Genomic DNA, 25,317 nt, shown 5'->3' on the forward strand with positions numbered 1-25,317 from the left:
GGGAGCCTGATAATGGAACAGAATAAAGGTTTTTGGTATGCCGACTGGTCGTTCCCGATCTTTGTTGGCCTGCTCTCCTCCGGCGTCTTCGCCGGGACGCACATGTACTACCTGTACGGCATCGGCGCATTTAACGAAGTGGCCTTCGTGGCGATGTTGAAGGCAGGGATTGATACCGGCGCGTACGGCGCGGTGGCGGCATTCGGCGCGAGCTTCCTGTTCGCCCGCATCATCGAAGGTTCGCTGGTGGGGATTCTGGATATCGGCGGCGCCATCCAGACCGGTATCGGCCTCGGCGTGCCGGCGCTACTGCTCGGCGCGGGCTTTGTCTTCCCGGTGGCGAACTTCGCCGCGTCGCTGGCAACCGGCCTGATCCTCGGCCTGGCGGTCGGCTACATCATCATTCTGGCGCGTAAGTTCACCATCAACCAGAGCGACTCCACCTACGGCGCCGACGTGATGATGGGGGCCGGTAATGCCTCCGGCCGCTTCCTCGGTCCATTGATCATCCTCAGCGCGATGACGGCGTCTATTCCTATCGGGATTGGTTCTTTGGTTGGCGCACTGCTGTTCTACATCTGGCAGAAACCGATCACCGGCGGCGCCATCCTCGGCGCGATGATCCTCGGTTCCATCTTCCCGATTGCGATTAGCTAATCGCCCGATGGCGCTGCGTTTATCGGGCCTACAAGTCAGCGCGATTTGTAGGCCGGATAAGGCGGTACGCCGCCATCCGGCAACAGATTCACTCTTTCATCAGGAGATAGCTATGTTTGATTTACTCCTGCGCCGTGCGCGCCTCGTCGACGATACCCTGACTGATATCGCCATCCAGGACGGGAAAATCGCGGCGCTGGGCGAGATTAGCGCGCCCTCCCGTAAGACCATCGAACTGAACGGCAAGGTTTACGTCAGCGCTGGCTGGATTGACTCTCACGTTCACTGCTACCCGAATTCACCGATTTATCATGATGAGCCGGATAGCGTCGGCATCGCCATCGGCGTCACTACCGTGATCGATGCCGGCAGCACCGGCGCCGACGACGTCGATGACTTCTATCAACTGACCCGTAAAGCGGCGACGGAAGTTTATGCGTTGCTCAACATCTCCCGAGTCGGGCTGATTGCGCAGAATGAGCTGGCGAATATGGCCAATATCGACGCCGCCGCGGTGAAGCAGGCGGCGCAGCGTCATCCTGACTTTATCGTCGGCCTGAAGGCGCGGATGAGCAGCAGCGTCGTCGGCGAAAACGGCATCACGCCGCTGGCGCGCGCCAAGGCCATTCAGCAGGAAAACGGCGATCTGCCGCTGATGGTGCACATCGGCAATAACCCGCCGAACCTCGATGAAATCGCCGATCTGCTGAGCAGCGGCGACATCATTACCCACTGCTATAACGGCAAGCCGAACCGCATTCTTAATCCTGCCGGCGAGCTGCGCAGCTCCATTACTCGTGCTCTGCAGCGCGGCGTGCGCCTCGATGTCGGCCACGGTACCGCCAGTTTCAGCTTTGAAGTGGCGCGGCGGGCGATTGCGATGGGCATTCTGCCGCACACCATTAGCTCCGATATTTACTGCCGTAACCGTATCGACGGCCCAGTACGCTCGCTGGCGCTGGTGATGTCGAAATTCCTCGCCATCGGCATGACCCTGCCGCAGGTGATTGACTGCGTGACCGTCAGCGCCGCCGAGGGGCTGCGCCTGGCGCGTAAAGGGCGCCTGGAAGCGGGCTTCGATGCCGATTTAACGCTATTTAGCCTGCAGCATCAGCCCACGTTATTGGTGGATGCTGAAAAAGAGAGCCTGCAGGCTGACAACATTCTGGTGCCGCTGGCCGCGATTCGCGCGGGCAAGGGCTATCTGACCGAACAAGGGAGCGCGGAACATGCCTTCGATTTTTGAGAAATACCATTTAAAACAAGTTATTAATACTTCAGGCCGGATGACGGCGCTGGGCGTCTCCACGCCGCGCCCGGAAGTGGTTGAAGCCGCGATGGCCGGTATGAACCAGTACTTTGAAATGAAAGACCTGGTGAATAAAACCGGCGAGTACATCGCCAAACTGCTGGATGTGGAAGGGGCGACCGTTGTCTCCTGCGCGTCGGCGGGGATTGCCCAGTCGGTAGCGGCGGTGCTGGTGAAAGACAGCGACTGGCTGCTGGAGAATCTGCACGTTACCCCGATTGAAAATAACGAAATCGTGTTGCCGAAGGGCCACAACGTCAACTTTGGCGCGCCGGTAGGCACCATGGTGGCATTGGGCGGCGGTAAGCTGGTGGAAGCGGGCTACGCCAACGAATGCTCTGCCCAACAGCTGGCGGCGGCGATCACTCCGCGCACCGCGGCGATTCTGTACATCAAATCCCACCACTGCGTGCAGAAAAGCATGCTCAACGTCGCGCAGGCCGCGGAAGTGGCGCGCCAGCATAACTTGCCGCTGATCGTCGATGCGGCGGCGGAAGAAGATCTGCAGTGCTACTACCGCATGGGGGCAGACCTGGTTATCTACAGCGGCGCGAAAGCGATTGAAGGGCCGACCAGCGGGCTGGTCATCGGCAAAACGCAGTACGTCGAGTGGGTTAAGCGCCAGTCGATGGGGATTGGCCGGGCGATGAAAGTGGGTAAAGAGGGCATTCTCGGCCTGACCTGCGCCATTGAACACTACCTGACGGCGACCAAAGAGAGCGGTCAGCAGATGGTGGACAAGATGACGCCGTTTATCGAACAACTCAACACTCTCAACGGCGTGACCGCGCGGGTGGTGTGGGATAGCGCGGGCCGCGATATCGCCCGCGCCGAAATTAAATTTGATGAAGCGACCACTGGCGTGAATACCGGCGATCTGGTTAACGCGCTCAAGCAGGGCGAATACGCCATTTACTTCCGCGGCTATAAAGCGAATGAAGGCATTATTGAAGCCGATGTCCGCAGCGTGAACGCGCAGCAGCTGGAGGTGGTCGCTCGCCGCATCGCAGAAGTTCTGAATAAGGAGAAACAAGCATGAAACTGACCCCAAATTTTTACCGTGACCGCGTGTGCCTGAACGTACTGGCGGGCAGCAAAGACAACGCCCGTGAAATTTACGACGCGGCGGAAGGTCATGTACTGGTCGGCGTGCTCTCCAAAAACTATCCGGACGTCGCCAGCGCGGTGGCCGATATGCGTGAATACGCGAAGCTGATTGATAACGCGCTCTCCGTCGGGCTGGGCGCAGGGGATCCAAACCAGTCGGCGATGGTGAGCGAGATTTCTCGCCAGGTGCAGCCGCAGCACGTCAACCAGGTCTTCACCGGCGTGGCTACCAGCCGCGCGCTGCTCGGGCAGAACGAGACCGTGGTGAATGGTCTGGTCTCGCCGACCGGTACGCCGGGAATGGTGAAGATCTCAACCGGCCCGCTGAGCAGCGGCGCGGCGGATGGCATTGTTCCGCTGGAAACCGCCATCGCGCTGTTGAAAGATATGGGCGGCAGCTCTATCAAATACTTCCCGATGGGCGGCCTGAAGCACCGCGCCGAATTTGAAGCCGTCGCCAAAGCCTGCGCTGAACACGATTTCTGGCTGGAGCCGACCGGCGGTATCGATCTGGAAAACTACAGCGAGATCCTGAAAATCGCGCTGGATGCCGGCGTGAGTAAAATCATCCCGCATATTTACAGCTCGATTATCGATAAAGCCAGCGGCAACACCCGCCCGGCCGATGTTCGCCAGTTGCTGCAGATGACCAAACAGTTAGTGAAGTAGTGCCATTGTCCCTCACCCTAACCCTCTCCCAAAGGGAGAGGGGACCGTCCGGTTTTCTCTCTCTCCCTTTGGGAGAGGGGACCGTCCGGTTTTCTCTCTCTCCCTTTGGGAGAGGGGGCCATCTGGTTTTCTCTCTCTCCCTTTGGGAGGGGGGACCATCTGGTTTTCTCTATCCTTTGGGAGAGGGGACCATCTGGTTTTCTCTCTCTCCTTTGGGAGAGGGGACCATCTGGTTTTCTCTCTCTCCTTTGGGAGAGGGGACCATCTGGTTTTCTCCCTCTCCCTTTGGGAGAAGGCCGGGGTGAGGGGAAACTTATCCCACCGAACCATCAAGGAGTTACCATGCCAACCGCTCGTCACCTGCTTGTTGCTTCACTGTCTCTGCTTGCCGCAGGCGCCGCCGCGCAAACCCACTACGCCTGGATTGGCACCTATAATCCTAATGGCGAAGGTCTGTATCGCTTTACCGTCGATGCCAAAACCGGCGCCCTGCGCGATAAGGCGCTGGTAAGCTCGTTGCCGAACGTCGCGCAGCTGACCGTGTCGCGCGATGGCAAAACGCTGTATGCCGCCAGTGAAGTCGAAAAAGGCGTGGTGCAGGCGTGGCGAATTGACAAGAACGGCGAGCTGACGGAACTCAACCAGGTTGCCTCTGGCGGCGCCGGGCCAGTGTATCTCTCCCTGACGCCGGATGGTAAATATCTGTTGGTGGCCAACTACGTTAGCGGCAGCACCGCCGTGCTACCGGTGAAAGAAGATGGTAGCCTGGGCGAGGCGGTAGATGTGCATCAGGATGAAGGTCCGGCCGGCGCCGAACGTCCGGCGGCGGCCGTCGAGGGCAGCTTTGCCATTAGCGATCACAATGGCCCGCACGCCCATATGATCGCCGCCGATCCCAGCGGGAAGTTTGTTTACTCCACCGATCTGGGGCTGGATCGGATCTATCAGTACCGTCTGGATAGCGCCAGCGGCAAACTGACGCCAAACGATCCGCCGTTTATCGCCGCCTCGTCGCCGGGCGCCGGCCCGCGGCACTTCGTCTTTACGCCAAAGGGCGACGGTCTGTGGCTGATTAACGAAGAAGCGTCGACGCTAACCTTCTATCATCTTGATAAGCAAAGCGGCCTGCTGCGCGAAGGCAAAACCGTCTCCGCGCTGCCAAAAGAGTATAAGGGCACCAGCTTTGCCGCCGGCCTTGTGCTGAGCAACGATGGCAAACAGCTATACGTCGCCAACCGCCTGCATAACAGCATTGCCCACTTTAGCGTGCTGGCTGACGGCAGCCTGAGCCACCAGGAGGATATCTGGACGCGCGGGGATTACCCCCGTACGCTGACCCTGGATAATCAGGGGCAGTGGCTGTACGTCATGAACCAGCGTAGCGATAATATTACCCGTTTTAGCGTGGCGCCGAAGGATGGCAAATTAACCTTTGCCTCAGACTACACGCCGGTCGGTAGCCCATCGCAGATGGTGATATCCGCCCAACCCTGAGCCGTAACAACAAGGAACTGACATGCGATTTCCCAACCAACGCTTAGCGCAACTCTTCACCCTGCTGCGAAATGAAACGCTGCCGCAGGATGAACTGGCGCAGCGGCTGTCGGTTTCTACCCGTACCGTGCGCGCCGATATTACCGCGCTGAATGCGCTGCTGGCGCAGTATGGCGCGCAGTTTACGCTCAACCGCGGTAGCGGTTATCAGCTGAAGATTGACGACCGATCGCGTTTTCAGGCGCTGGAGGAGACGGCGCCGAAGACGCAGCACGTGCCGCGTACCGCCCAGGAGCGCATCCACTTTTTGCTGGTGCGTTTCCTGACCTCGGCATTCTCTATCAAGCTGGAAGATCTGGCCGATGAATGGTTCATCAGCCGCGCCACGCTGCAGAATGATATGGTCGAGGTGCGCGAGCGCTTCCAGCGCTATCAGCTTACCCTCGAAACCCGCCCGCGCCACGGCATGAAGCTGTTCGGCAGCGAGGTATCGATTCGCGCCTGCCTGACCGATCTACTGTGGGAGCTGACGCTGCAGGGCGGCATTAATCCGTTGATTAGCGCCGAGGCGCTGGAAGCGGATGTCCCGGCGCAACTGGAGCCGGTGCTGCAGGAGACGCTCACGCGGCATCATATTCGCCTCACCGATGTCGGCGAGCGTTTTATCTGCCTGTACGGCGCGGTCGTGGTGCGCCGCGTTAGTGAAGGCTATCCGCTGGCCGATTTTAGCGCTGAAGATGTGGCGCAAAACGTCCGCGACGCCGCGCGCGATTTGGCGGGAGAGCTACAGCGGTTGACCGGAAAACCCTTCTCGCCCGCCGAGGAAGAGTGGCTGTGCGTGCATATCGCCGCCCGCCAGGTACAGGATGTCGATCCGGAAACCATCAGCGCCGACGATGACGAAGCGCTGGTCAATTACATTCTGCGTTACATTAACAGCCAGTATAACTATAACCTGCTGGAAGACGCCCAGCTGCACGCCGATCTGCTGACCCACATTAAGACCATGATCACCCGCGTGCGCTATCAGATAATGATCCCCAATCCGCTGCTCGATAACATCAAACAGCACTATCCGATGGCATGGGATATGACCCTCGCCGCGGTATCGAGCTGGGGAAAATACACGCCTTATACCATCAGCGAAAACGAAATCGGCTTTCTGGTGCTGCATATCGGCGTCGGGCTGGAACGCCACTATAACATCGGCTACCAGCGCCAGCCGCACGTGCTGCTGGTGTGCGATACCAGCAATGCGATGGTGCGGATGATCGAAGCGATCCTGCAGCGTAAATATCCGCAACTGGAGATCGCCGCCACCATTTCCCAGCGCGAGTACGAACAGCGAGAAGCGATCGATGAGGATTTTGTTATCTCAACGGTGCGGATCGGCGAAAAAGACAAACCGGTGGTGACCATCGCGCCGTTCCCCACCGATTACCAGTTAGATCAGATTGGCAAGTTGGTGCTGGTGGATCGCACCCGTCCGTGGATGTTGAATAAGTACTTCGATGCCGCCCACTTCCGGGTGATCGATAAGCCGATAGATCAGCAAACGCTGTTCGCCGAGCTGTGTCAGCAGCTGCAGCAGGAGGGTTTTGTCGATGCGGAGTTTCATGATTCGGTGGTCGAGCGTGAAGCGATCGTCAGTACCATGCTGGGCGATGGCATTGCGCTGCCGCACGCCCTCGGTCTGTTAGCGAAAAAGACGGTGGTCTATACCGTTATTGCTCCGCAGGGCATCGCCTGGGGCGACGAAATCGCCCATATCATCTTCCTGCTCGCTATCAGCAAGAGCGAGTATGAAGAGGCGATGGCGATCTACGATATTTTCGTGACGTTCCTGCGCGAGCGGGCCATGAGCCGCCTCGCCGCGACCCGCAGCTTCGATGAGTTTAAAACGGTGGCCATGGAGTGCGTCAGCCGCTTTTGAGAGGCGTTTTCCAGATTCGAATGTAATTCAAATGTAATGCTATACTGCATTACAAAATTCCCCTTTCTGGAGGCATAATGGCCACGCTCAATGTTCGACTGGACGATAAACTCAAAAAAGAGGCTTATGCCGTGCTGGAGAAACTCGATATGACGCCAACGGAGGCGGTACGCTTGCTGTTTCAATACATTGCGGAAAATGGCCGCATGCCGGTGAAAAGTATGACCATCAGCGATGGCGAAGCGGCGTTGTTACGCACCGTTCGTGAGCGGCTGGAAAACCCACGGCCGGGGGTTAAGGTGAGTCTGGATGACCTATGAACTGGAGTTTGATCCACGAGCCTTGCGCGAATGGCAGAAGCTTGGCGAGACGGTCAAAAAACAGTTCAAAAATAAGCTCCAGCAGGTTGTGCAGAATCCGCGAATTGAGTCGGCCAGGCTGAGCGATTTGCCGGATTGCTACAAAACCAAGCTTAAGGCGTCAGGTTATCGGCTGGTGTATCAAGTACGAGATAGTGTGGTGGTGGTTTACGTTATTGCCATTGGCAAAAGAGAGAAAGCGGCCGTTTATCATCAGGCGAATAAACGGCTCTAAACGCTATCGCAAATGATGCACGACCTGGTTGCTGCTGCCGCGCCAGATAAGCGCCGGGTCTTTTAAATCCTGCACAAACTTACCGTCGACCAGCACGTTAATCAGGTTCACGACTTCCATCTGCCCGGCGTTCAGTTCATCAATCTTATAGCCGGTCCAGACCCAGATATCTTTACCGGGGCATTCGGCGCGTACGCGCTGCACCAGTTTGAGGATCTCCGCGACGTTTTGCGGATGCAGCGGATCGCCACCGGAGAGTGAAAGCCCCTGGCGTTTGATGCGGGTATCGTTGAGGTCGGCAATGATGCGGTCGGCCATCCCGGTCGTGAACGGCATGCCGGAATTCACCCGCCAGGTGCTTTTGTTGTAGCAGCCGGGGCACTCGTGGACGCAGCCGGAGACAAACAGGGTGCAGCGGGTGCCGGGGCCGTTGACGATGTCGACGGGGTAATACTGGTGATAATTCATTTTCGCTTCTCAATTAACGTCATAGCGGCGTTGGCTGCGCTCACTCATCCCAGTCACGTACTGAATGTACGCTCCTGGAGATTCCTTCGTTTGCCGCCTTGCTCTGACGTTAATTGCTTTGCGAAAACGCAGGCGTGCGGCCATTTCCCGGCGTCGCTGCGCTCGGCCGGGCTACCAGGGGCTGATACCCTCACCCCGGCCCTCTCCCAAGGGGAGAGGGGGAAAACCAGCGCCGGGCTCAACGCCGTGCTCGAACGGTTCCCTCTCCCAAGGGGAGAGGGGGAAAACCAGCGCCGGGCTCAACGCCGTGCTCGAACGGTTCCCTCTCCCACGGGGAGAGGGGGAAAACCAGCGCCGGGCTCAACGCCGGGCTTGAACGGTTCCCACTCCCACGGGGAGAGGGGGAAAACCAGCGCCGTGCTTGAACGGTTCCCACTCCCAAGGGGAGAGGGGGGAAACCAGCGCCGTGCTTGAACGGTTCCCACTCCCGCGGGGAGAGGGGAAAACCAGCGCCGGGCTTAATGCCGGGTTTGAACGGTTCCCTCTCCCTTGAGGGAGAGGGTTAGGGTGAGGGTGAGAACCCTGTGCAGAACTTAACCGATCTGCCCATTGCCCAGGTGCTTCACGCGGCGCTTCACTTCTTCCTGCTTGCCAGCGTTGAACGGACGCGCGTCCGGGCTGCCGAGATAACCGCATACCCGGCGGGTCACCGATACGCGGGCGGCGTCGTGGTTGCCGCATTTCGGGCAGGTAAAGCCCTTGCTGGTGCACTCGAACTCGCCGGTATACCCGCACTCGTAGCATTCATCGATCGGCGTATTGGTGCCGTAATACGGTACGTGCTGATAGCTGTAATCCCACACGTCTTCCAGCGCCTTGAGGTTATGCTGGATATTCGGATATTCGCCGTAGCAAATGAAGCCGCCGTTGGCCAGCGGCGGATACGGCGCTTCAAAATCGATCTTGTCGTACGGGTTCACCTTCTTCTCGACGTCGAGATGGAAGCTGTTGGTGTAGTAGCCTTTCTCGGTCACGCCCGGTACCACGCCGAATTCGGCGGTATCGAGGCGGCAGAAGCGATCGCACAGGTTTTCGCTCGGCGTGCTGTACAGGCTGAAGCCGTAGCCGGTCTCTTCCTTCCACTGTTCAACGGCGTCGCGCAGACGCTGCACGATGGCGATGCCTTTTTCACGCAGCGCTTCGCTATCGTACATATGCTGATTGTTGTACAGCGCGTTGATGGTCTCGTGAATCCCGATGTAGCCCAGGGAGATGGACGCGCGGCCGTTTTTGAAAATTTCCGCGACGTCGTCGTCGGCTTTCAGACGCACGCCGCAGGCGCCTTCCATATACAGAATTGGCGCGACGCGGGCTTTCACCCCTTCCAGACGAGCTATACGGGTCATCAGCGCTTTGCGCGCCAGCAGCAGGCGCTCGTCCAGCAGCGTCCAGAAGGCGGCTTCGTCGCCTTTCGCTTCCAGCGCGATACGCGGCAGGTTCAGGCTGATAACGCCGAGGTTGTTGCGCCCATCGTGTACCTGTTCGCCGTTCTCGTTTTCCCACACGCCGAGGAAACTGCGGCAGCCCATCGGCGTTTTAAACGACCCGGTAACTTTCACGACCTGATCGTAGTTGAGAATATCCGGGTACATGCGCTTGCTGGCGCACTCTAACGCCAGCTGTTTGATGTCATAGTTCGCATCGCCGAATTTATGGTTCAGGCCGTCGCGAATGGCGAAGACCAGTTTCGGGAATACCGCCGTTTTGCGGTTTTTGCCGAGACCGGCGATGCGGTTGCGCAGAATCGACTGCTGGATCAGGCGCGACTCCCAGCTGGTGCCGAGGCCAAAACCAAAGGTGACGAATGGCGTCTGGCCGTTGGCGGTATGCAGCGTGTTGACCTCATATTCCAGCGACTGGAACGCGTCGTAGCACTCTTTTTCGGTCCGCGTACGGGCATAGCCTTCGGCATCCGGGATCTGCCACTCTTCGGCAATTTTACGATGCTTTTTGAAGCTCTCGGTGACGAACGGCGCCAGCACTTCATCGATACGGTTAATGGTGGTGCCGCCGTAAATATGGCTGGCGACCTGGGCGATAATCTGCGCCGTGACCGCGGTGGCGGTAGAGATAGACTTCGGCGGCTCAATTTCGGCATTGCCCATTTTAAAGCCGTGCGTCAGCATGCCTTTCAGGTCGATCAGCATGCAGTTGAACATCGGGAAGAACGGCGAATAGTCGAGATCGTGGTAGTGGATCTCGCCGCGCTCGTGCGCCTGTACGACATCGCGCGGCAGCAGATGCTGACGGGCATAGTGTTTGGCCACGATACCGGCCAGCAGATCGCGCTGGGTCGGGATCACTTTACTGTCTTTGTTGGCGTTCTCGTTGAGCAGCGATGAGTTGGTTTGCTCGACCAGACCACGAATTTCCTGGTTCAGGCGGCCGCGCTTTTCACGCTCGATATCGCGATCGTGGCGATATTCGATATAGGCGCGTGCCAGCTGTTTCCACGGGCCGGACATCAACTGGTTTTCCACGGCGGTCTGGATATCGTTGATATCGACCTGCGCGCGGCCCTGCATTTGCTGGCTAACGACTTCTGCGACGGTGGCGCAATAGTCTGCGTCATCGACTCCCGCTGCTTTAGCTGCACGCAGAATTGCTTCTTTAATGCGCTCTGACTTGAACGGCACTTTACAGCCATCACGTTTCATCACATGCGGTGTCATGATCACTCCATATATAGAACAGGTTATCCACAGAGGCGGAAGGTCTCCCAAAAGCGCGCCACGCTACGACTAGCGGCGTTTGCCTTCGGATCCGGCCCTTTTTATCCACATCTCATCACCGCCCAACAACGACAAGATATGGTGACATAATAGACGATTAATACAATATGTAGGGCCGGGGCGCATTTTAAGTTCTATATGTAGTGATTTGCATCAAAGATGTTTGCGATTTTATTGACCCAGAACAAGGTAAAAAGGTGAGAGTACGGATGATGGGCGCTGGCGTAAATGTAAATTTAGGCGCTTAAAATATAAGCAAAAATTGGGCCCGAACGCTAAAGGAACGGGCAAAACATTTAGGCTATCAATGTATCGTTAAGCAGATCGACCAGCAGTAGCAGGGCGTAGCGGGCATGTTGCGGGTTGGCGGGCAGCGGAAGCACGGCGCTGGCCATATCGGCCAGCGCATGCTGTTCCGGGGTCAGTGCGATAATCGTCACTCCCTGCGTACGCGCCTGCAGCGTCGCGCTCTGTAATACCGTACTGGCTTCGGCGGTGGCCAGCACCAGCAGTAGATGATCGTCGTTGAGGGTACTGGCGGTCATTCGCATCAGCGCCGCCTCCTGACAGAGATTAATCGCGATGCCGGATGGCAGCAGCTGGTGCTGCAGCAGCGCCGCCAGCGCCACGTCCTGGGCGCCGAGGGCGAAGCAATGCACCGCGCGAGCGCTCAGCAGGCGCGATTTGCACTTTTCCACCGCCGCTTCGGCGGTGTGCCCGAGCTGGCGGGTTAGCGTATCGCCGAGGCTGCTAAGTTTGTCGCGCCAGGCGACGGGCAGGGCGGCGCTATCCGGCGTGAGCCAGCTGGCGCGCCGTTCACTGGCCTGCGCCAGCTGTTTACGTAAATCACGAATATCATCACAGCCCACTGAACGGGCGAAGCGGGTGATGGTGGCCGGGCTGACCCCCGCGCTGGCGGCCAGTTCGTCAATGGAGGCGCTGGCGGTAAAGCTAAGATTTTCCAGAATAAAGGCGGCGACGCGCGACTCCTGAGCGCTAAAGCGGATCAATCCTTCCTGTAGCTGACCTACGATATCCATCCTGATGTTCCCTTTGGCAGTACCCGGAATTGAAAATATTTTTCACGTAGTGAATAGCCGTTTTTATAGCATCTGCGCAGGCGATTTCCTATATCTGGCGTCGATGTTTGGCAATGACATGAGGAAATAATGCGCAAAAATTGAGCCTCGATCACATCGGTGAAAATTATTTTCATATAGCCTTCACTATCACACAATATTAACAATATAGTCGCACAGGTCGTGAAGGCTGAAGCGATAAACACGCAAAGGGGAAGCGCAATGCCACGAATCGTACTCTGTTGTGCCGCAGGCATGTCGACCAGCATGCTGGTAAATAAAATGAAAGCGGAAGCCCAGCAGCGCGCGCTGGCGCTGGAAATCTACGCGGTGGCGGTGGCGGAATTTGAACGTGAACTGCCGAACGCCGATGTCATCCTGCTCGGGCCGCAGGTCAAATACGAAGCCGGACGGCTAACCGCGCTGGCGGCGCCGCAGGGCAAAGCGGTAGCGGTGATCGATATGGCCGACTACGGCATGATGCGCGGCGCCGCGGTGCTGGATAAAGCACTGGCCCTGCTCGAACGCTAATTTTCTAATCCCGTTTTTTATCACCCTCACGTGCGGTCCTGCGATCGCGCGCGGCGATCTGCATGCCGAAAAATGCGAATAGAGGTCACTATGCAAGCACTGAAAATCGCCGTTATCGGCGGCGGCAGCAGCTATACGCCGGAGCTTATTGAAGGGATTATCGTTCGTTATGAGCAGCTTCCGGTCACCGAGCTGGCGCTGGTGGATGTCGAATCCGGCAGGGAAAAGGTTGAGATCATTGCCGCGCTGACCCGGCGGATGTTGAAACATAAAGGGCTGGAGCAGGTGGCGGTCAGCGTCCACTTTACGCTCGATGAGGCGATCCGCGGCGCCAGCTTTGTGCTGACGCAGCTACGCGTCGGGCAACTGGCGGCGCGCGCCGCCGATGAACGGCTGGGTCTCAAATATCATCTATTGGGCCAGGAGACCACCGGCGTCGGCGGGTTCGCCAAGGCGCTGCGGACGATCCCGGTGATCCTCGATGTTGCGCGCAAAGTGGAACAGCTGGCGCCGGAAGCGTTCATTCTTAACTTTACCAACCCGGCGGGGATCGTCACCGAGGCGGTCAGCCGCTACAGCAAGGCGAAGATCATCGGCCTGTGCAACGTACCGATCAACATGCAGCACATGATCGTCGGCATGTTGGGCGCGCAGGAGTCCGAAGTGAAACTGCGCTTTGCCGGGCTCAACCATATGGTTTGGGTGCATAAGGTGCTACAGGGGCGCGAGGATGTCACCGGTAAAGTGATCGATATGCTCTGCGACGGTAAGGCGCTGTCGATGAACAACATTAAAGAACTGCCGTGGCCGGCGGAATTCCTCCGCGCGCTGAAGGCGATTCCGTGCCCTTATCATCGTTATTTCTGGCTGACGCCGGCGATGCTGGCGGAAGAGATCGCCGCAGCGAAAACCAAAGGCACCCGCGCCGAGCAGGTGATGAAGGTCGAGCAGGAGCTGTTTGCGCTGTACGCCGACCCGCAGCTGGAAGAAAAACCAGAGCAGCTGAGCTTTCGCGGCGGCGCTTACTACTCGGAAGTGGCCGTTGAGCTTATCAATGCGATTCACAACAACCTGGGCGCGGAGATGGTGGTAAACACCCGCAACAACGGCGCGATTCACGGCCTGGATGATGATGCGGTGGTGGAAACCAACAGCATTATTGATGCGCAAGGGGCGCGGCCGCTGGCATTCGGCCCGCTGCCGCCGGCGATGAACGGCCTGACGCAGCAGGTGAAAGCCTTTGAACGGCTGACGATTGAAGCCGCGGTACACGGCTGCCGCGAGAGCGCGCTGCTGGCGCTGGTGGCTAACCCGCTGGTCGGTAACGTCACCGATGCCCAGGCGCTGCTGGATGAAGTGTTAACGATAAACCGTCAATGGCTGACGCAATTTAACTGACCGCTATTTCCCTCGGGAGCACACCATGTCGAATACAAGCTGGATTGAACGTTACGTCATGCCGGCGGCGCTGAAAATCGCCGGGCAAAAGCACGTCCTGTCGGTACGCGATGGCATCATTCTTAATATGCCGTTTATGCTGATTGGCTCGTTTTTCCTGATTTTCGCCTACCTGCCGATCCCCGGTTATGCCGACATGATGAGCGGCCTGTTTGGCGAGGTCTGGCGCGATAAAATGCTGTACCCGGTGAAAGCGACCTACGACATTATGGCGCTGATTTCCAGCTTCGGCATCGCCTATCGGCTGGCGGAGAAGTACCGCACTATCGACCCGCTGAGCGCCGGGGCGATGTCGCTGGTGGCCTTTGTGATGACTATCCCGCAAAACACCCTGTTTACCCCGGTACACGGCGCGGCGGAGGTGATTAAAGGAGTGATCCCGGTGAGCATGGTCGGCAGCCAGGGGTTGTTTGTCGCTATTGTCATTTCGCTGCTGTCGACGGAGATTTATCGTTTGGTCGCCAGTCGCAATCTCGTTATCCGCATGCCGGACGGCGTGCCGCCGGCAGTGGCGAAATCATTCCTCGCGCTGATCCCTGGTTTTTGCGTACTGGCGGTGGTGCTGGCGCTGCGCCTGGCGGTTGAGGCCTCGCCGTTCGGCGACATCAACAGCATGATCGCCACCCTGATCGGTATTCCGATGCATCACGTCGGCGGTACGCTGCCGGGGATGATTATTTCGGTGATTGTGATCGGTATTTTGTGGACGCTGGGCCTGCACGGCGACGCGATTGTGCTGGTATTTATCCAGCCGGTGTGGCTGTCGAATATGTCAGAGAACCTGACGGCCTTTCAGAACGGCCAGCCGATCCCGCATATTATTACCCAGCAATTTTACGACCTGTGGATTGCGCCCGGCGGCACCGGCGCGCTGCTGGGGCTGGTGATTTTTATGTTGCTGCGCAGCCGTAGTCAGCAGATGAAACAGCTGGGGAAAATTGCCGCGCCGGGAGCGTTGTTTAACATCAGCGAGCCGATGGTGTTTGGCATCCCGCTGGTGATGAACCCCTACTTCTTCCTGCCGTTTATTTTAACGCCGGTGCTGCTGGTGATCGTGTCCTATACCGCGATGGCGACCGGGCTGGTGGCACCGCCGGCCGGAATCGCGCTGCCGTTCACCACGCCGATTTTCATCAGCGGCTATCTGGCGACCGGCGGCCATATTTCCGGCACCGTACTGCAGGTAGTGAATTTAACTATTTCGCTGGTGATCTACTATCCGTTCTTCCGCGCCTGGGATCGGCTGAAGGCCAAAGAGGAGCATGCCTCAGCGCAGCCGCAGGAGAGTGTTATCCTTCCAGACGCTGACCGCGCGTAATCTCCAGTGCCACGAACCGGTAGCCCCGGTGAGCGTAGCGCCACCGGGGAAAAGCTTTACGCCTGCACCCACCATACCGCTTCGAACGGCCGCAGCGTCATTGCCGCCGGACGGTTGGCCGTTTCCGCATAGTTGCCAATCAGCGCCCGCCAGTCGCCGGACATCTCCGGCGGCTGCCACGGCTGGAACTCACGGCTCAGGTTGGCGGCCACCACCAGCGTCTGCCCCTGCCACTGGCGGCGATAACACCACAGCGACGGATGGTCCGGCAGCAGATCCTGATAATCCCCCCAGGTCAGCACCGGCGTGGTTTTTCGCAGCGCGATCAGCTGCTGATAGGTGTAAAACACCGATTCCGGATCCGCCAGCGCCGCCCCGACGTTAATCTCGCGATAGTTATCACCCAACGCGATCCAGGGTTCTCCATCGCTGAAGCCACCGTTCTCGCCGTCGTGCCACGGCATCGGTGTGCGGCTATTGTCGCGCGATTTGCTGGCCAGAATCGCCAGCAGTTCATCCGGGCTTTGCCCCTGCGCCGCGCGCTCGATAAACATATTATGGCTTTCCACGTCGCGATAATCGCTAATGTTGCTGAAATGCGGGTTGGTCATGCCAATCTCTTCGCCCTGATAGATATAGGGCGTGCCCTGCATGCCGTGCAGTACCATCGCCAGCATCTTCGCCGCCGGCACCCGGTACTCGCCCTCGTCGCCGAAGCGCGACACGATGCGCGGCTGATCGTGGTTACACCAGAACAGCGCATTCCATGCCCGGTTATGCATCCCTTGCTGCCAGTGGCGGAATAGCGCTTTCAGCGCCACGTAGTCCGGACGGGCGAGGGTCCATTTTTCGCCGCCGGGATAATCGACTTTTAAGTGATGAAAATTAAACGTCATCGACAGTTCGCGTCCGTCCAGCGCGGCGTATTGCTGGCAGTGCTCAAGCGAAGTGGAAGACATTTCGCCGACGGTCATCAGGCCACGAGGGGTAAAGACATCGCGGCTCATTTCCCGCAGGAACTCGTGAACCCGCGGGCCATCGGTGTAGAAGCGACGTCCATCGCCAACGGTATCGGACGGGAAGTTCTGATCCTTGGAGATAAGATTGATGACATCAAGGCGCAGGCCATCAACGCCGCGATCGGCCCAGAACTCGCAGACTTTTTTCAGCTCGGCGCGTACCGCCGGGTTTTCCCAGTTGAGATCCGCCTGCTCGGTGGCGAAAAGATGCAAATAATACTGTTCGCTTTCCGCATGCCACTGCCAGGCGTTACCGCCGAATTTCGAACGCCAGTTATTCGGCAATGTTCCCGGCTCGCCGTCGCGCCAGATATAGAACTGGCGATACGGGCTCGCCTTATTTAACGACTGGCGGAACCATTTGTGTTCCGTCGAGGTATGGTTAAACACCATATCCAGCACGATGCGGATACCGCGCGCTTTCGCTCCGGCGACCAGTTGGTCGAAATCTTCCAGCGTGCCGTATGAGGGATCGATAGCGGTGTAGTTCGCCACGTCATAGCCGTTATCCACCTGCGGCGAGACGTAGAACGGCGTCAGCCAGATAGCGTCGACGCCGAGCTTTTTCAAGTAGTCGAGACGGGCGGTGACGCCGCGTAAATCGCCGGTACCGCTGCCGGTGGTGTCCTGAAAACTCTTCGGGTAGATTTGATAAATAACGCCGTTTTGCCACCAGCGGGGAAGGGTATTCATATTACGTTCCTGCGAATATAGGGGGCGCAAGCGGCGCCCCGAAAGAAGACGTTAGATAATCTGCAAGGTGCCCTGACGGTACTTGCGTTGATAAACCACGGTGGTGAGGATAATCGGCACTACCACGGCGATGGCCATCGCCGTGGCGTAGACCTGCCAGTAGCTTGGCTGAATCGACAGGATGCCCGGCAGGCCGCCGACGCCGATGCCATTCGCCAGCACGCCGTTCAGGCCGCAGAGCAGGCCCGCAAGGCCGGATCCGACCATCGCGCACAGCATCGGGAAGCGGTACTTCAGGTTGATGCCGTACATCGCCGGTTCGGTGACCCCGAGATAGGCGGAGATCGCCGCGGGTACCGAGATTTCGCGTTCATTCTGTTTACGGCTGGCAATAATAATGCCGACCACCGCCGACGCCTGAGCAATATTCGACAGCGCAATCAGCGGCCATACCGGCGTGCCGCCCATGCTTTGAATCATCTGCATATCGATAGCGAGGGTGGTCTGATGTACGCCGGTTATCACCAGCGGCGCATAGAGGAAGCCGAACAGCGCGGCGCCGATCGGCGCGAAGCTGCCGGTTAACAAGTGGCGTACCGCGAAGGCCACGCCGTCGCCAATCAGACGACCAAACGGGCCGATAAAAGCGTGAGCGAGGAACACCGCCAGAATCAACGAGCACACCGGCACCACCACCAGATAGAGGTAGTCAGGCACGACACGCTTGAGGCGCGTTTCGATAAAGCCCAGCGCCAGCCCCGCCAGCAGAGCCGGGATCACCTGCGCCTGATAGCCGACTTTCGCAATGGTAAACAGGCCGAAGTTCCACACTTCCGGCACCTGCTGGCCGAGCAGGTAAGCGTTCATCAACTGCGGAGAGACCAGCGTGACGCCAAGTACGATCCCGAGGATCGGCGTGCCGCCCATTTTCTTCACCGCTGACCAGCAGATCCCCACCGGCAGATAGAAGAAGATAGCCTCGCCAATCAGCCACAAGAAGTCATAAATCGTTTTCAACGACGGGTGCATTTGCGCCAGCGTCTGGCCGTTGCTCATCGGCAGATCGCCGATGACGTTACGGAAACCGAGGATCAGACCGCCGCTGATCAGCGCCGGCAGGAGCGGGAAAAAGATCTCGGCAAAGTGCGAGATCAACCGTTCGTGCCACTTCATGTTTTGCCGCGCGGCCTGTTTGGCCTGCTCTTTGTCGGCGGACGCCTGGCCGGTGGTGGCCAGCAGCGCCTTATAGTAATCGCCGACTTCGGTGCCGATGACCACCTGGAACTGCCCGGCGTTAGTGAAGCATCCCTTCACCATGCGCAACTGCTCAATATCTTTCGGTTTGGCGATGGCCGGATCGTTCAGCACAAAGCGCAAACGGGTAATACAGTGGCTGACGGTAGCAATGTTGCCGCGCCCGCCCACCAGTTCGATCAGTTTATCGATGTCCTGCTGGTTTACTTTGCTCATGATGAAGCCTCAAAAACAGAGGGGAGAGATGCCGTTTTTACCTTGCATGCATCCTAACCGTTCCGTTGGGAATGCAAAATGGGAACGTTCCCGAAACTCGGCGAAGATCACATAAATCGCCCGAACGAGATTAATTCAGGGCAGCGGGAATGACGATTTGGCGGGGTTCTGCGTGGCCGGCGATCTGGTCGATCAGCTGCTGCGCCGCCTGGCGTCCGGCTTCGGCGTAGCCGGGATCGACGGTGAGGATCTCCGGATGCAGAAACTTCATCAGCGGCGTGCTGCCGACGCTGGCGAGTTGTAGCGTGTCGATACGCTGTTCCTGTAGATATTTACTGGCGCCGAGAGCGAGAGTATCGGTGGCGCAGACCAGCGCGCGGGTCTCGGGCGTCAGTACGCTGGCGACGCTTTCATAACCCTGCTTCATCGCCAGTCCCGGCAGGGCAGCGGTCGGCGTGAGCTTCTTTTGCGCGCAGAAATCGAGATACGCCTGATGACGGCGTTCCCCGGTGGTAACGTCGCTGTGCGGCACGCCGAGGAAGCTTATATGCCGGTGTCCGCGTTCATAGAGACGCTGCATCAGTAACTTGATCGCGCCATGATCGTCATAACACACCGAAGCGAAACCGGGAGCGTCGCGCGCCAGCAGCACCAGCGTTTCGCGCCACGGCGCGAGCATCTCCTCGCGAATACCGGTAAAGCCGAACAGTACCACGCCGTCGATATTGCGACGGGCGAGCATGCCCAGATGTTCTTCCACCAGCGCCGGAGAAAACTGGCTCTCCATCATGATCGGATCGTAGCCCTGCTGATAAAAGGCGGGCAGCATGGTCTGCACCGCTAAATTTTCCGACAGCGAATCCAGACGGGTGACGATAATCGCCACTACCTTATCGCTCTGACCACGCATGGCGCGGGCGGAGCGGGAAGGGGAGAAACCGTGCTGCTGCATCACCGCTTCCACCCGTTCGCGGGTGCGCTCGCTGACGCCGCTTTCGTTATTCAGCACGCGCGACACCGTCGATTTTCCGACGCCGCTTAAACGCGCGATATCTTTGATTGTTAGCCGGTTTTGCATACGAGGTTCTCGCCGTCGTCCGATTTGAGTGAGTCTAATGCTACTCAACGAATCCTCAATGAGCAAAGACTGGTTGAGGTCCGGTTTAGTTGCCGGACGGTATGATAGCCATAATAGCCACAAATAGTTTCCTGGTCGCGGTATACTCCGCGCCGTCTTGAGTTACTTACCGGAGAATTTTATGGACCCCGATCCCACTCCTCATCCTCGATGGAGCAACCTTTCTTTCCGGTAAGCCTGTTTAGCACTGCTTTACCGGAAAGCGTAAAGCAGTGACGTCCACGATGTCCCTGCCCTATAAAAATAATGCCTGACAGGTAAGGCTTTGCCACGCCTGTTGGCAACGCTGCGTTCGCTCGCGCGAGCGCGGAGGGACTGTTTATGCTGAAAAATTTTACCCGGCAGCTGTTCGCGCAGCTTAGCCGTCATTTACCCCATCGTTTGATCCAGCGCGATCCGCTGCCCGACGCCCGTAACCTGGCCAGCGCGCCGATCCCGGATTCACTCGGCAAGCGCTGTCTGGACGTGGCGGCCATGGATGAGCATGAAATCTGGCGCGCGTTCGACAGCCACCCTGAAGGGCTGAACGACGTCGAAGTGGCGGCGAAAATCGCCCTGCACGGCGATAACCAAATCCCGGCGCAGAAGCCGTCGCCGTGGTGGGTTCATCTGTGGACCTGCTATCGCAACCCGTTCAACCTGCTGTTGACGGTGCTCGGCATCGTCTCCTATTCCACTGAAGATTTGTTCGCCGCGGGCGTTATCGCGCTGATGGTCGGCATCTCGACGCTGCTTAACTTCATCCAGGAAGCGCGCTCGACCAAAGCGGCGGATGCGCTGAAGGCGATGGTCAGCAATACCGCCACGGTGCTGCGGGTTATCAACGAGCAGGGCGAGAGCCGCTGGCTCGAACTGCCTATCGACCAACTGGTGCCGGGCGATATCGTCAGGCTGTCGGCGGGAGATATGATCCCGGCGGACCTGCGCATCATTGTGGCGCGCGACCTGTTTGTCGCTCAGGCCTCGCTGACCGGCGAATCGCTGCCGGTTGAAAAAGTCGCGCGCACCCGCGATCCGCTACAAACCAATCCGCTGGAATGTGACACCCTGTGCTTTATGGGGACCAACGTGGTGAGCGGCTCGGCGCAGGCCATCGTCTACGCCACCGGCGGCAACACCTGGTTCGGCCAGCTTGCCGGGCGCGTCAGCGAGCAGGAAAGCGAGCCGAACGCCTTTCAAAAAGGCATCAGCCGGGTCAGCATGCTGCTGATCCGCTTTATGCTGGTGATGGCGCCGGTGGTGCTGTTGATCAACGGCTACACCAAAGGCGACTGGTGGGAAGCGGCGCTGTTCGCGCTGTCGGTGGCGGTCGGCCTGACGCCGGAGATGCTGCCGATGATCGTCACCTCGACGCTGGCGCGCGGGGCGGTGAAGCTGTCAAAACAAAAGGTTATCGTCAAACACCTCGACGCCATTCAAAACTTTGGCGCGATGGATATCCTCTGCACCGATAAAACCGGCACCCTGACCCAGGACAAAATCGTGCTGGAGAACCACACCGATGTTTCCGGTAAATCCAGCGAGAGAGTCCTGCACACCGCCTGGCTCAATAGCCATTACCAGACGGGGCTTAAAAACCTGCTCGACACCGCGGTGCTGGAAGGCGTGGAGCTGGATGCCGCTCGCGGTCTCGCGGAGCGCTGGCAGAAGGTGGATGAGATCCCGTTTGATTTTGAACGTCGCCGCATGTCGGTGGTGGTGAAAGAGCAGGACGACGCGCATCAGCTGATCTGTAAAGGGGCGCTGCAGGAGATCCTCAACGTCTCGACCCAGGTGCGCTACAACGGCGAAATCGTACCACTGGACGACACCATGCTGCGCCGTATTCGCCGGGTGACCGATACCCTGAACCGTCAGGGGCTGCGAGTGGTGGCGGTGGCGACCAAATACCTGCCGGCGCGGGAAGGCGACTATCAACGTGCGGATGAGTCCGACCTGATCCTCGAAGGCTACATCGCCTTCCTCGATCCGCCGAAAGAGACTACCGCCCCGGCGCTGAAAGCGCTGAAGGCCAGCGGCATTACGGTGAAAATCCTCACCGGCGACAGCGAACTGGTGGCGGCGAAAGTGTGTCATGAAGTGGGTCTGGATGCGGGCGAAGTGGTGATTGGCAGCCAGATTGAAGCCATGAGCGACGACGAACTGGCGGCGCTGGCGAAACGCACCACGCTGTTCGCGCGCCTGGCGCCGCTGCATAAAGAGCGCATCGTGACGCTGCTGAAACGCGAAGGTCACGTGGTGGGTTTTATGGGTGACGGTATTAACGACGCCCCGGCGCTACGCGCGGCGGATATTGGCATTTCCGTTGACGGCGCGGTAGATATCGCCCGCGAGGCGGCGGATATCATTCTGCTGGAAAAAAGCCTGATGGTACTGGAAGAGGGGGTTATCGAAGGCCGCCGCACCTTCGCCAACATGCTCAAGTACATCAAAATGACCGCCAGCTCCAACTTCGGCAACGTCTTCAGCGTGCTGGTGGCCAGCGCCTTCCTGCCGTTCCTGCCGATGCTGCCGCTGCACCTGTTGATTCAGAACCTGCTGTACGATGTCTCCCAGGTGGCGATTCCGTTTGATAACGTCGATGATGAGCAGATCCGTAAACCGCAGCGCTGGAACCCGGCCGATCTCGGGCGTTTTATGGTCTTCTTCGGGCCGATCAGCTCGATTTTCGATATCCTCACCTTCAGCCTGATGTGGTGGGTGTTCCACGCCAACAGCGTCGAGATGCAGACCCTGTTCCAGTCCGGCTGGTTTATTGAAGGGCTGCTGTCGCAGACGCTGATTGTGCATATGATCCGTACCCGCCGCATTCCGTTCGTCCAGAGCCGCGCCGCGTGGCCGCTGTTCGCGATGACGCTGCTGGTGATGGCGGTGGGTATCGCGCTGCCGTTCTCGCCGCTGGCGGGCTACCTGCAGCTGCAGGCGCTGCCGCTCAGCTATTTCCCATGGCTGGTGGCGATTCTGGCGGGTTACATGGTGTTGACCCAGACCGTTAAAGGCTTCTACAGCCGTCGTTACGGCTGGCAGTAGAGGTTTCGCCCCTTTGCCGTAGGGCAGAGGGGCTTACCGGTATTTCTCTTAAATCTCATCAAGTTGTGAAGCCCGTCAACGCCATGTATTGACGCAATTTTGTGCGCATGTTAACCCAATGTTTTGCTTTTTTTGGCCCGTCATAAAAAGGAACATTGATGATTAACACCGTGCGTTACAGTCTGCTGACCAGCGGAATATTACTGAGCAGCATGGCGCTTGCCGCCCCGGCGGGCGATCTGCCGCTGATGCCGTGGCCCGCCCATGTGGAGCGCCCGCAGGCGCAGGGGGCGTTGGCGCTAAATAATCAGCTGACGATCAACGTCAGCGGCGACGATCTTGGCGAAGCGGCAACTCGCTGGCGTGAACGTCTTGCGCGGCAAACCGGCTGGACGCTCCAGCCGCAGACGGCGCCGGCAAAAAGCCCAACCATTAACGTGATCGTCAATAAGAAAGTGCCTTTCCTGCCGCAGCCTGATAGCGACGAAAGCTATCAGCTAACCGTTAACGCCGAAGGCGCGACCCTGAAAGCCAATACGCGTTTTGGCGCGCTGCGCGGCATGGAAACGCTGCTACAGCTGGTACAAAACGGTCCTGACGGCACCACCATTCCTTATGTCGCCATTGACGATGCGCCGCGCTTCCCGTGGCGTGGACTGCTGCTGGATTCCGCCCGTCACTTTATGCCGCTGTCGGCGATCAGACGGCAGATTGACGGTATGGCGGCGGCGAAGCTTAACGTACTGCACTGGCATCTGACCGACGATCAGGGCTGGCGTTTCGCCTCCAGCCGCTATCCGAAGCTGCAGCAGCAGGCCAGCGACGGCCTGTTTTATACCCAGGCGCAGATGAAAGACATTGTGCGTTACGCGGCTGAACGCGGTATTCGCGTGGTGCCGGAAATCGATATGCCGGGCCACGCCTCGGCGATCGCCGTGGCTTATCCGGAACTGATGAGCGCGCCGGGGCCTTACGCGATGGAGCGCCACTGGGGCGTGCTGAAACCGGTACTCGACCCAACAAAAGAGGCCACCTACGCGTTTGCCGAGGCGATGGTCAGCGAACTGGCGGCTATCTTCCCCGATCCGTATCTGCATATCGGCGGTGATGAAGTCGATGACAGCCAGTGGCGCGCCAATCCGGCCATTCAGAAATTCCTCAAAGAGAAGGGGCTGGCGGACAGCCACGCGCTACAGGCGTACTTCAACCGGCGCCTGGAGAAGCTGCTCGAGAAACATCACCGGCAGATGGTCGGCTGGGATGAGATCTACCACCCTGATTTACCGAAGAGCATTCTGATCCAGTCATGGCAGGGGCAGGACGCATTAGGCGACGTCGCCAAACACGGCTATCGCGGTATTCTCTCCACCGGTTTTTACCTCGACCAGCCGCAGTACACCGCCTATCACTATCGTAATGAAATTATCCCGCAGGGGCTTAACGGCGTGGATACGATTACCGATAGCGACAGCGCCCAGAGCTGGCATTTTTCGATGCCGCGGCTGAAGGGCAGCGCGGTTGAGGGCAGCTTTACGCTGGTAAAAGGCGATAGCGGCTGGCGGGGATTTATTGATTTTAAAGGTAAATCACGGCGTGCCGTGCAGGAGATTGAATGGCTCGGCGACAATCAGGTCACGTTCCGCGTCGATACCTGGATGGGCGAAACCCGCCCGGTGCTGACCATTAACGATGACAAGCTCGCAGGTTACTTCCTGCTTGGCAACACCCGTTATCCCATTGACGGCAAGCGGCTGGATGCCGTGCCGCAGGGCATTCAGCCGACGCTGCCCGACGCGCAGCAACAGAAGAATCTGCTGGGCGGTGAGGCGGCGCTGTGGGCGGAGAACGTCGCCGCGCCGGTCATCGATATCAAGCTGTGGCCGCGCGCTTTTGCAGTAGCGGAGCGTCTGTGGTCGGCCGAGGACGTCAAAGACAGCGACAATATGTATCAGCGCCTGCAGGCGATGGACAGCTGGTCAACGGTCTCCGTCGGCCTGCAGCAGCACGCTCAGCAGTTGGAGCAGTTCACCCGGCTGGCGAACAGCAGCCATACGCTGGCGTTGCAGATCCTCGCCGAGGCGCTGGAGCCGGCGCATTACTACACCCGTCAGCATCTCAAGTTCCAGGCGAACAATTACCATCAATTTGAACCGCTTAACCGGCTGGCCGATGCGTTACCGGCGGAGAGCGACACCGTACGCAGCCTGAACCAGTGGGCGGAGCGGCTGATCAGCGATGCCGAAGACACTGAGAGCGCCGATGCGCTGCGCCACGTCTTTACCCGCTGGCAGAACAACAGCGGCGATGCGCTGGCGCTGACCGACAATAACTATCAGCTGGCGGCGATTAAACCGGTGGTGCAGCAGGTTGATAAGCTGGCGAGCCTCGGGCTGCGCTTGACCGATCTGGTGGCGCGGCAGGGAACGCTGGACGATAAAGAGTACGCCTCAATCCAGGCGCAACTGGATACGGCGGCGAAAACCCAGGATGAGCTGGTGATTGCGGCGGTCTATCCGCTGGAGAAACTGCTGCGGGCAACGAAGATAAAATAGGGCATT

Annotated in this window: 20 protein-coding genes; 14 read left to right on the forward strand and 6 right to left on the reverse strand. The window is 58.6% G+C overall.

The features are described from left to right. Positions 1 to 12: 12 nt before the first annotated feature. The 8 genes from PGR09_RS19785 (at position 13) to PGR09_RS19820 (ending at position 7,763) form a co-directional block, all read left to right on the forward strand. Complete coding sequence (locus PGR09_RS19785) at positions 13 to 657, forward strand: DUF4310 family protein (RefSeq protein WP_015368573.1); 645 nt, start codon at positions 13 to 15, stop codon at positions 655 to 657. Positions 658 to 769: 112 nt separating this feature from the next. Beyond that, entirely contained in the window at positions 770 to 1,903 is a 1,134-nt protein-coding gene (locus tag PGR09_RS19790; protein WP_430916444.1) for an amidohydrolase/deacetylase family metallohydrolase, read from the forward strand. Continuing rightward, on the forward strand, positions 1,887 to 3,005 hold the full coding sequence (locus PGR09_RS19795; RefSeq protein ID WP_023342476.1) for a DgaE family pyridoxal phosphate-dependent ammonia lyase: 1,119 nt from the start codon (positions 1,887 to 1,889) through the stop codon (positions 3,003 to 3,005). Before PGR09_RS19790 ends, PGR09_RS19795 begins: the two co-directional genes overlap by 17 nt. Next, on the forward strand, positions 3,002 to 3,742 hold the full coding sequence (dagF, locus tag PGR09_RS19800) for a 2-dehydro-3-deoxy-phosphogluconate aldolase (protein WP_430916445.1): 741 nt from the start codon (positions 3,002 to 3,004) through the stop codon (positions 3,740 to 3,742). Before PGR09_RS19795 ends, dagF begins: the two co-directional genes overlap by 4 nt. Before the next feature lie 342 nt (positions 3,743 to 4,084). Next, entirely contained in the window at positions 4,085 to 5,236 is a 1,152-nt protein-coding gene (locus PGR09_RS19805) for a lactonase family protein (RefSeq protein ID WP_087858329.1), read from the forward strand. 22 nt (positions 5,237 to 5,258) lie between these two features. Beyond that, positions 5,259 to 7,169 carry a BglG family transcription antiterminator gene (locus tag PGR09_RS19810; RefSeq protein ID WP_289578016.1) on the forward strand — a complete coding sequence of 637 codons (1,911 nt, stop codon included), beginning with the start codon at positions 5,259 to 5,261 and terminating at the stop codon, positions 7,167 to 7,169. A 77-nt stretch (positions 7,170 to 7,246) separates the two neighbouring features. Then, the gene (locus tag PGR09_RS19815) at positions 7,247 to 7,489 is read left to right on the forward strand and encodes a type II toxin-antitoxin system RelB/DinJ family antitoxin (protein WP_002886901.1); all 243 of its coding nucleotides are present in this window, start codon (positions 7,247 to 7,249) and stop codon (positions 7,487 to 7,489) included. Further along, positions 7,479 to 7,763, forward strand: a complete 285-nt coding sequence (locus PGR09_RS19820) for a type II toxin-antitoxin system RelE family toxin (protein ID WP_315712385.1) — start codon at positions 7,479 to 7,481, stop codon at positions 7,761 to 7,763. Before PGR09_RS19815 ends, PGR09_RS19820 begins: the two co-directional genes overlap by 11 nt. A 3-nt stretch (positions 7,764 to 7,766) precedes the next feature. On the opposite strand, the gene nrdG is transcribed toward PGR09_RS19820, so the two are convergent. From nrdG to PGR09_RS19835, 3 genes are all read right to left on the reverse strand, one after another. Continuing rightward, positions 7,767 to 8,231: an anaerobic ribonucleoside-triphosphate reductase-activating protein gene (gene nrdG / locus PGR09_RS19825; RefSeq protein ID WP_032715486.1), complete on the reverse strand. Its 465-nt coding sequence runs from the start codon at positions 8,229 to 8,231 to the stop codon at positions 7,767 to 7,769. A gap of 593 nt (positions 8,232 to 8,824) precedes the next feature. After that, entirely contained in the window at positions 8,825 to 10,963 is a 2,139-nt protein-coding gene (gene nrdD / locus PGR09_RS19830) for an anaerobic ribonucleoside-triphosphate reductase (protein ID WP_032713553.1), read from the reverse strand. Between the two features lie 356 nt (positions 10,964 to 11,319). Further along, positions 11,320 to 12,063: a MurR/RpiR family transcriptional regulator gene (locus PGR09_RS19835; RefSeq protein ID WP_045394700.1), complete on the reverse strand. Its 744-nt coding sequence runs from the start codon at positions 12,061 to 12,063 to the stop codon at positions 11,320 to 11,322. A gap of 261 nt (positions 12,064 to 12,324) precedes the next feature. Here PGR09_RS19835 and PGR09_RS19840 point away from each other — a divergent pair, with 261 nt between their 5' ends. The 3 genes from PGR09_RS19840 (at position 12,325) to celB (ending at position 15,409) form a co-directional block, all read left to right on the forward strand. Then, positions 12,325 to 12,633, forward strand: a complete 309-nt coding sequence (locus PGR09_RS19840; protein ID WP_020079792.1) for a PTS sugar transporter subunit IIB — start codon at positions 12,325 to 12,327, stop codon at positions 12,631 to 12,633. 90 nt (positions 12,634 to 12,723) lie between these two features. Further along, on the forward strand, positions 12,724 to 14,031 hold the full coding sequence (locus PGR09_RS19845) for a 6-phospho-beta-glucosidase (RefSeq protein ID WP_047078413.1): 1,308 nt from the start codon (positions 12,724 to 12,726) through the stop codon (positions 14,029 to 14,031). A gap of 25 nt (positions 14,032 to 14,056) precedes the next feature. Beyond that, positions 14,057 to 15,409 carry a PTS cellobiose transporter subunit IIC gene (gene celB / locus PGR09_RS19850; RefSeq protein WP_348876736.1) on the forward strand — a complete coding sequence of 451 codons (1,353 nt, stop codon included), beginning with the start codon at positions 14,057 to 14,059 and terminating at the stop codon, positions 15,407 to 15,409. 56 nt (positions 15,410 to 15,465) lie between these two features. On the opposite strand, the gene treC is transcribed toward celB, so the two are convergent. The 3 genes from treC to treR all read right to left on the reverse strand — a co-directional run bounded on the left by treC (position 15,466) and on the right by treR (position 19,669). Next, positions 15,466 to 17,121 (reverse strand): alpha,alpha-phosphotrehalase, encoded by a 1,656-nt coding sequence (treC, locus tag PGR09_RS19855; RefSeq protein WP_430916446.1) that lies wholly within the window; start codon positions 17,119 to 17,121, stop codon positions 15,466 to 15,468. Between the two features lie 51 nt (positions 17,122 to 17,172). Continuing rightward, the gene (treB, locus tag PGR09_RS19860) at positions 17,173 to 18,591 is read right to left on the reverse strand and encodes a PTS trehalose transporter subunit IIBC (RefSeq protein ID WP_430916447.1); all 1,419 of its coding nucleotides are present in this window, start codon (positions 18,589 to 18,591) and stop codon (positions 17,173 to 17,175) included. Between the two features lie 130 nt (positions 18,592 to 18,721). Next, complete coding sequence (treR, locus tag PGR09_RS19865) at positions 18,722 to 19,669, reverse strand: trehalose operon repressor TreR (protein WP_045394704.1); 948 nt, start codon at positions 19,667 to 19,669, stop codon at positions 18,722 to 18,724. A gap of 181 nt (positions 19,670 to 19,850) precedes the next feature. Between treR and mgtL the strand changes: the two genes are divergently transcribed. The 3 genes from mgtL to PGR09_RS19880 all read left to right on the forward strand — a co-directional run bounded on the left by mgtL (position 19,851) and on the right by PGR09_RS19880 (position 25,311). Next, entirely contained in the window at positions 19,851 to 19,904 is a 54-nt protein-coding gene (gene mgtL, locus PGR09_RS19870; RefSeq protein ID WP_219340445.1) for a mgtA regulatory leader peptide MgtL, read from the forward strand. A 146-nt stretch (positions 19,905 to 20,050) separates the two neighbouring features. Beyond that, positions 20,051 to 22,759 carry a magnesium-translocating P-type ATPase gene (mgtA, locus tag PGR09_RS19875; RefSeq protein ID WP_063415133.1) on the forward strand — a complete coding sequence of 903 codons (2,709 nt, stop codon included), beginning with the start codon at positions 20,051 to 20,053 and terminating at the stop codon, positions 22,757 to 22,759. Between the two features lie 158 nt (positions 22,760 to 22,917). Beyond that, positions 22,918 to 25,311: a beta-N-acetylhexosaminidase gene (locus PGR09_RS19880; protein ID WP_430916448.1), complete on the forward strand. Its 2,394-nt coding sequence runs from the start codon at positions 22,918 to 22,920 to the stop codon at positions 25,309 to 25,311. Positions 25,312 to 25,317: the final 6 nt, after the last annotated feature.

Origin of the sequence: Klebsiella sp. 141251, from assembly GCF_050600725.1 — a bacterium.
GTDB classification, from domain to species: Bacteria; Pseudomonadota; Gammaproteobacteria; order Enterobacterales; family Enterobacteriaceae; genus Klebsiella; species Klebsiella aerogenes.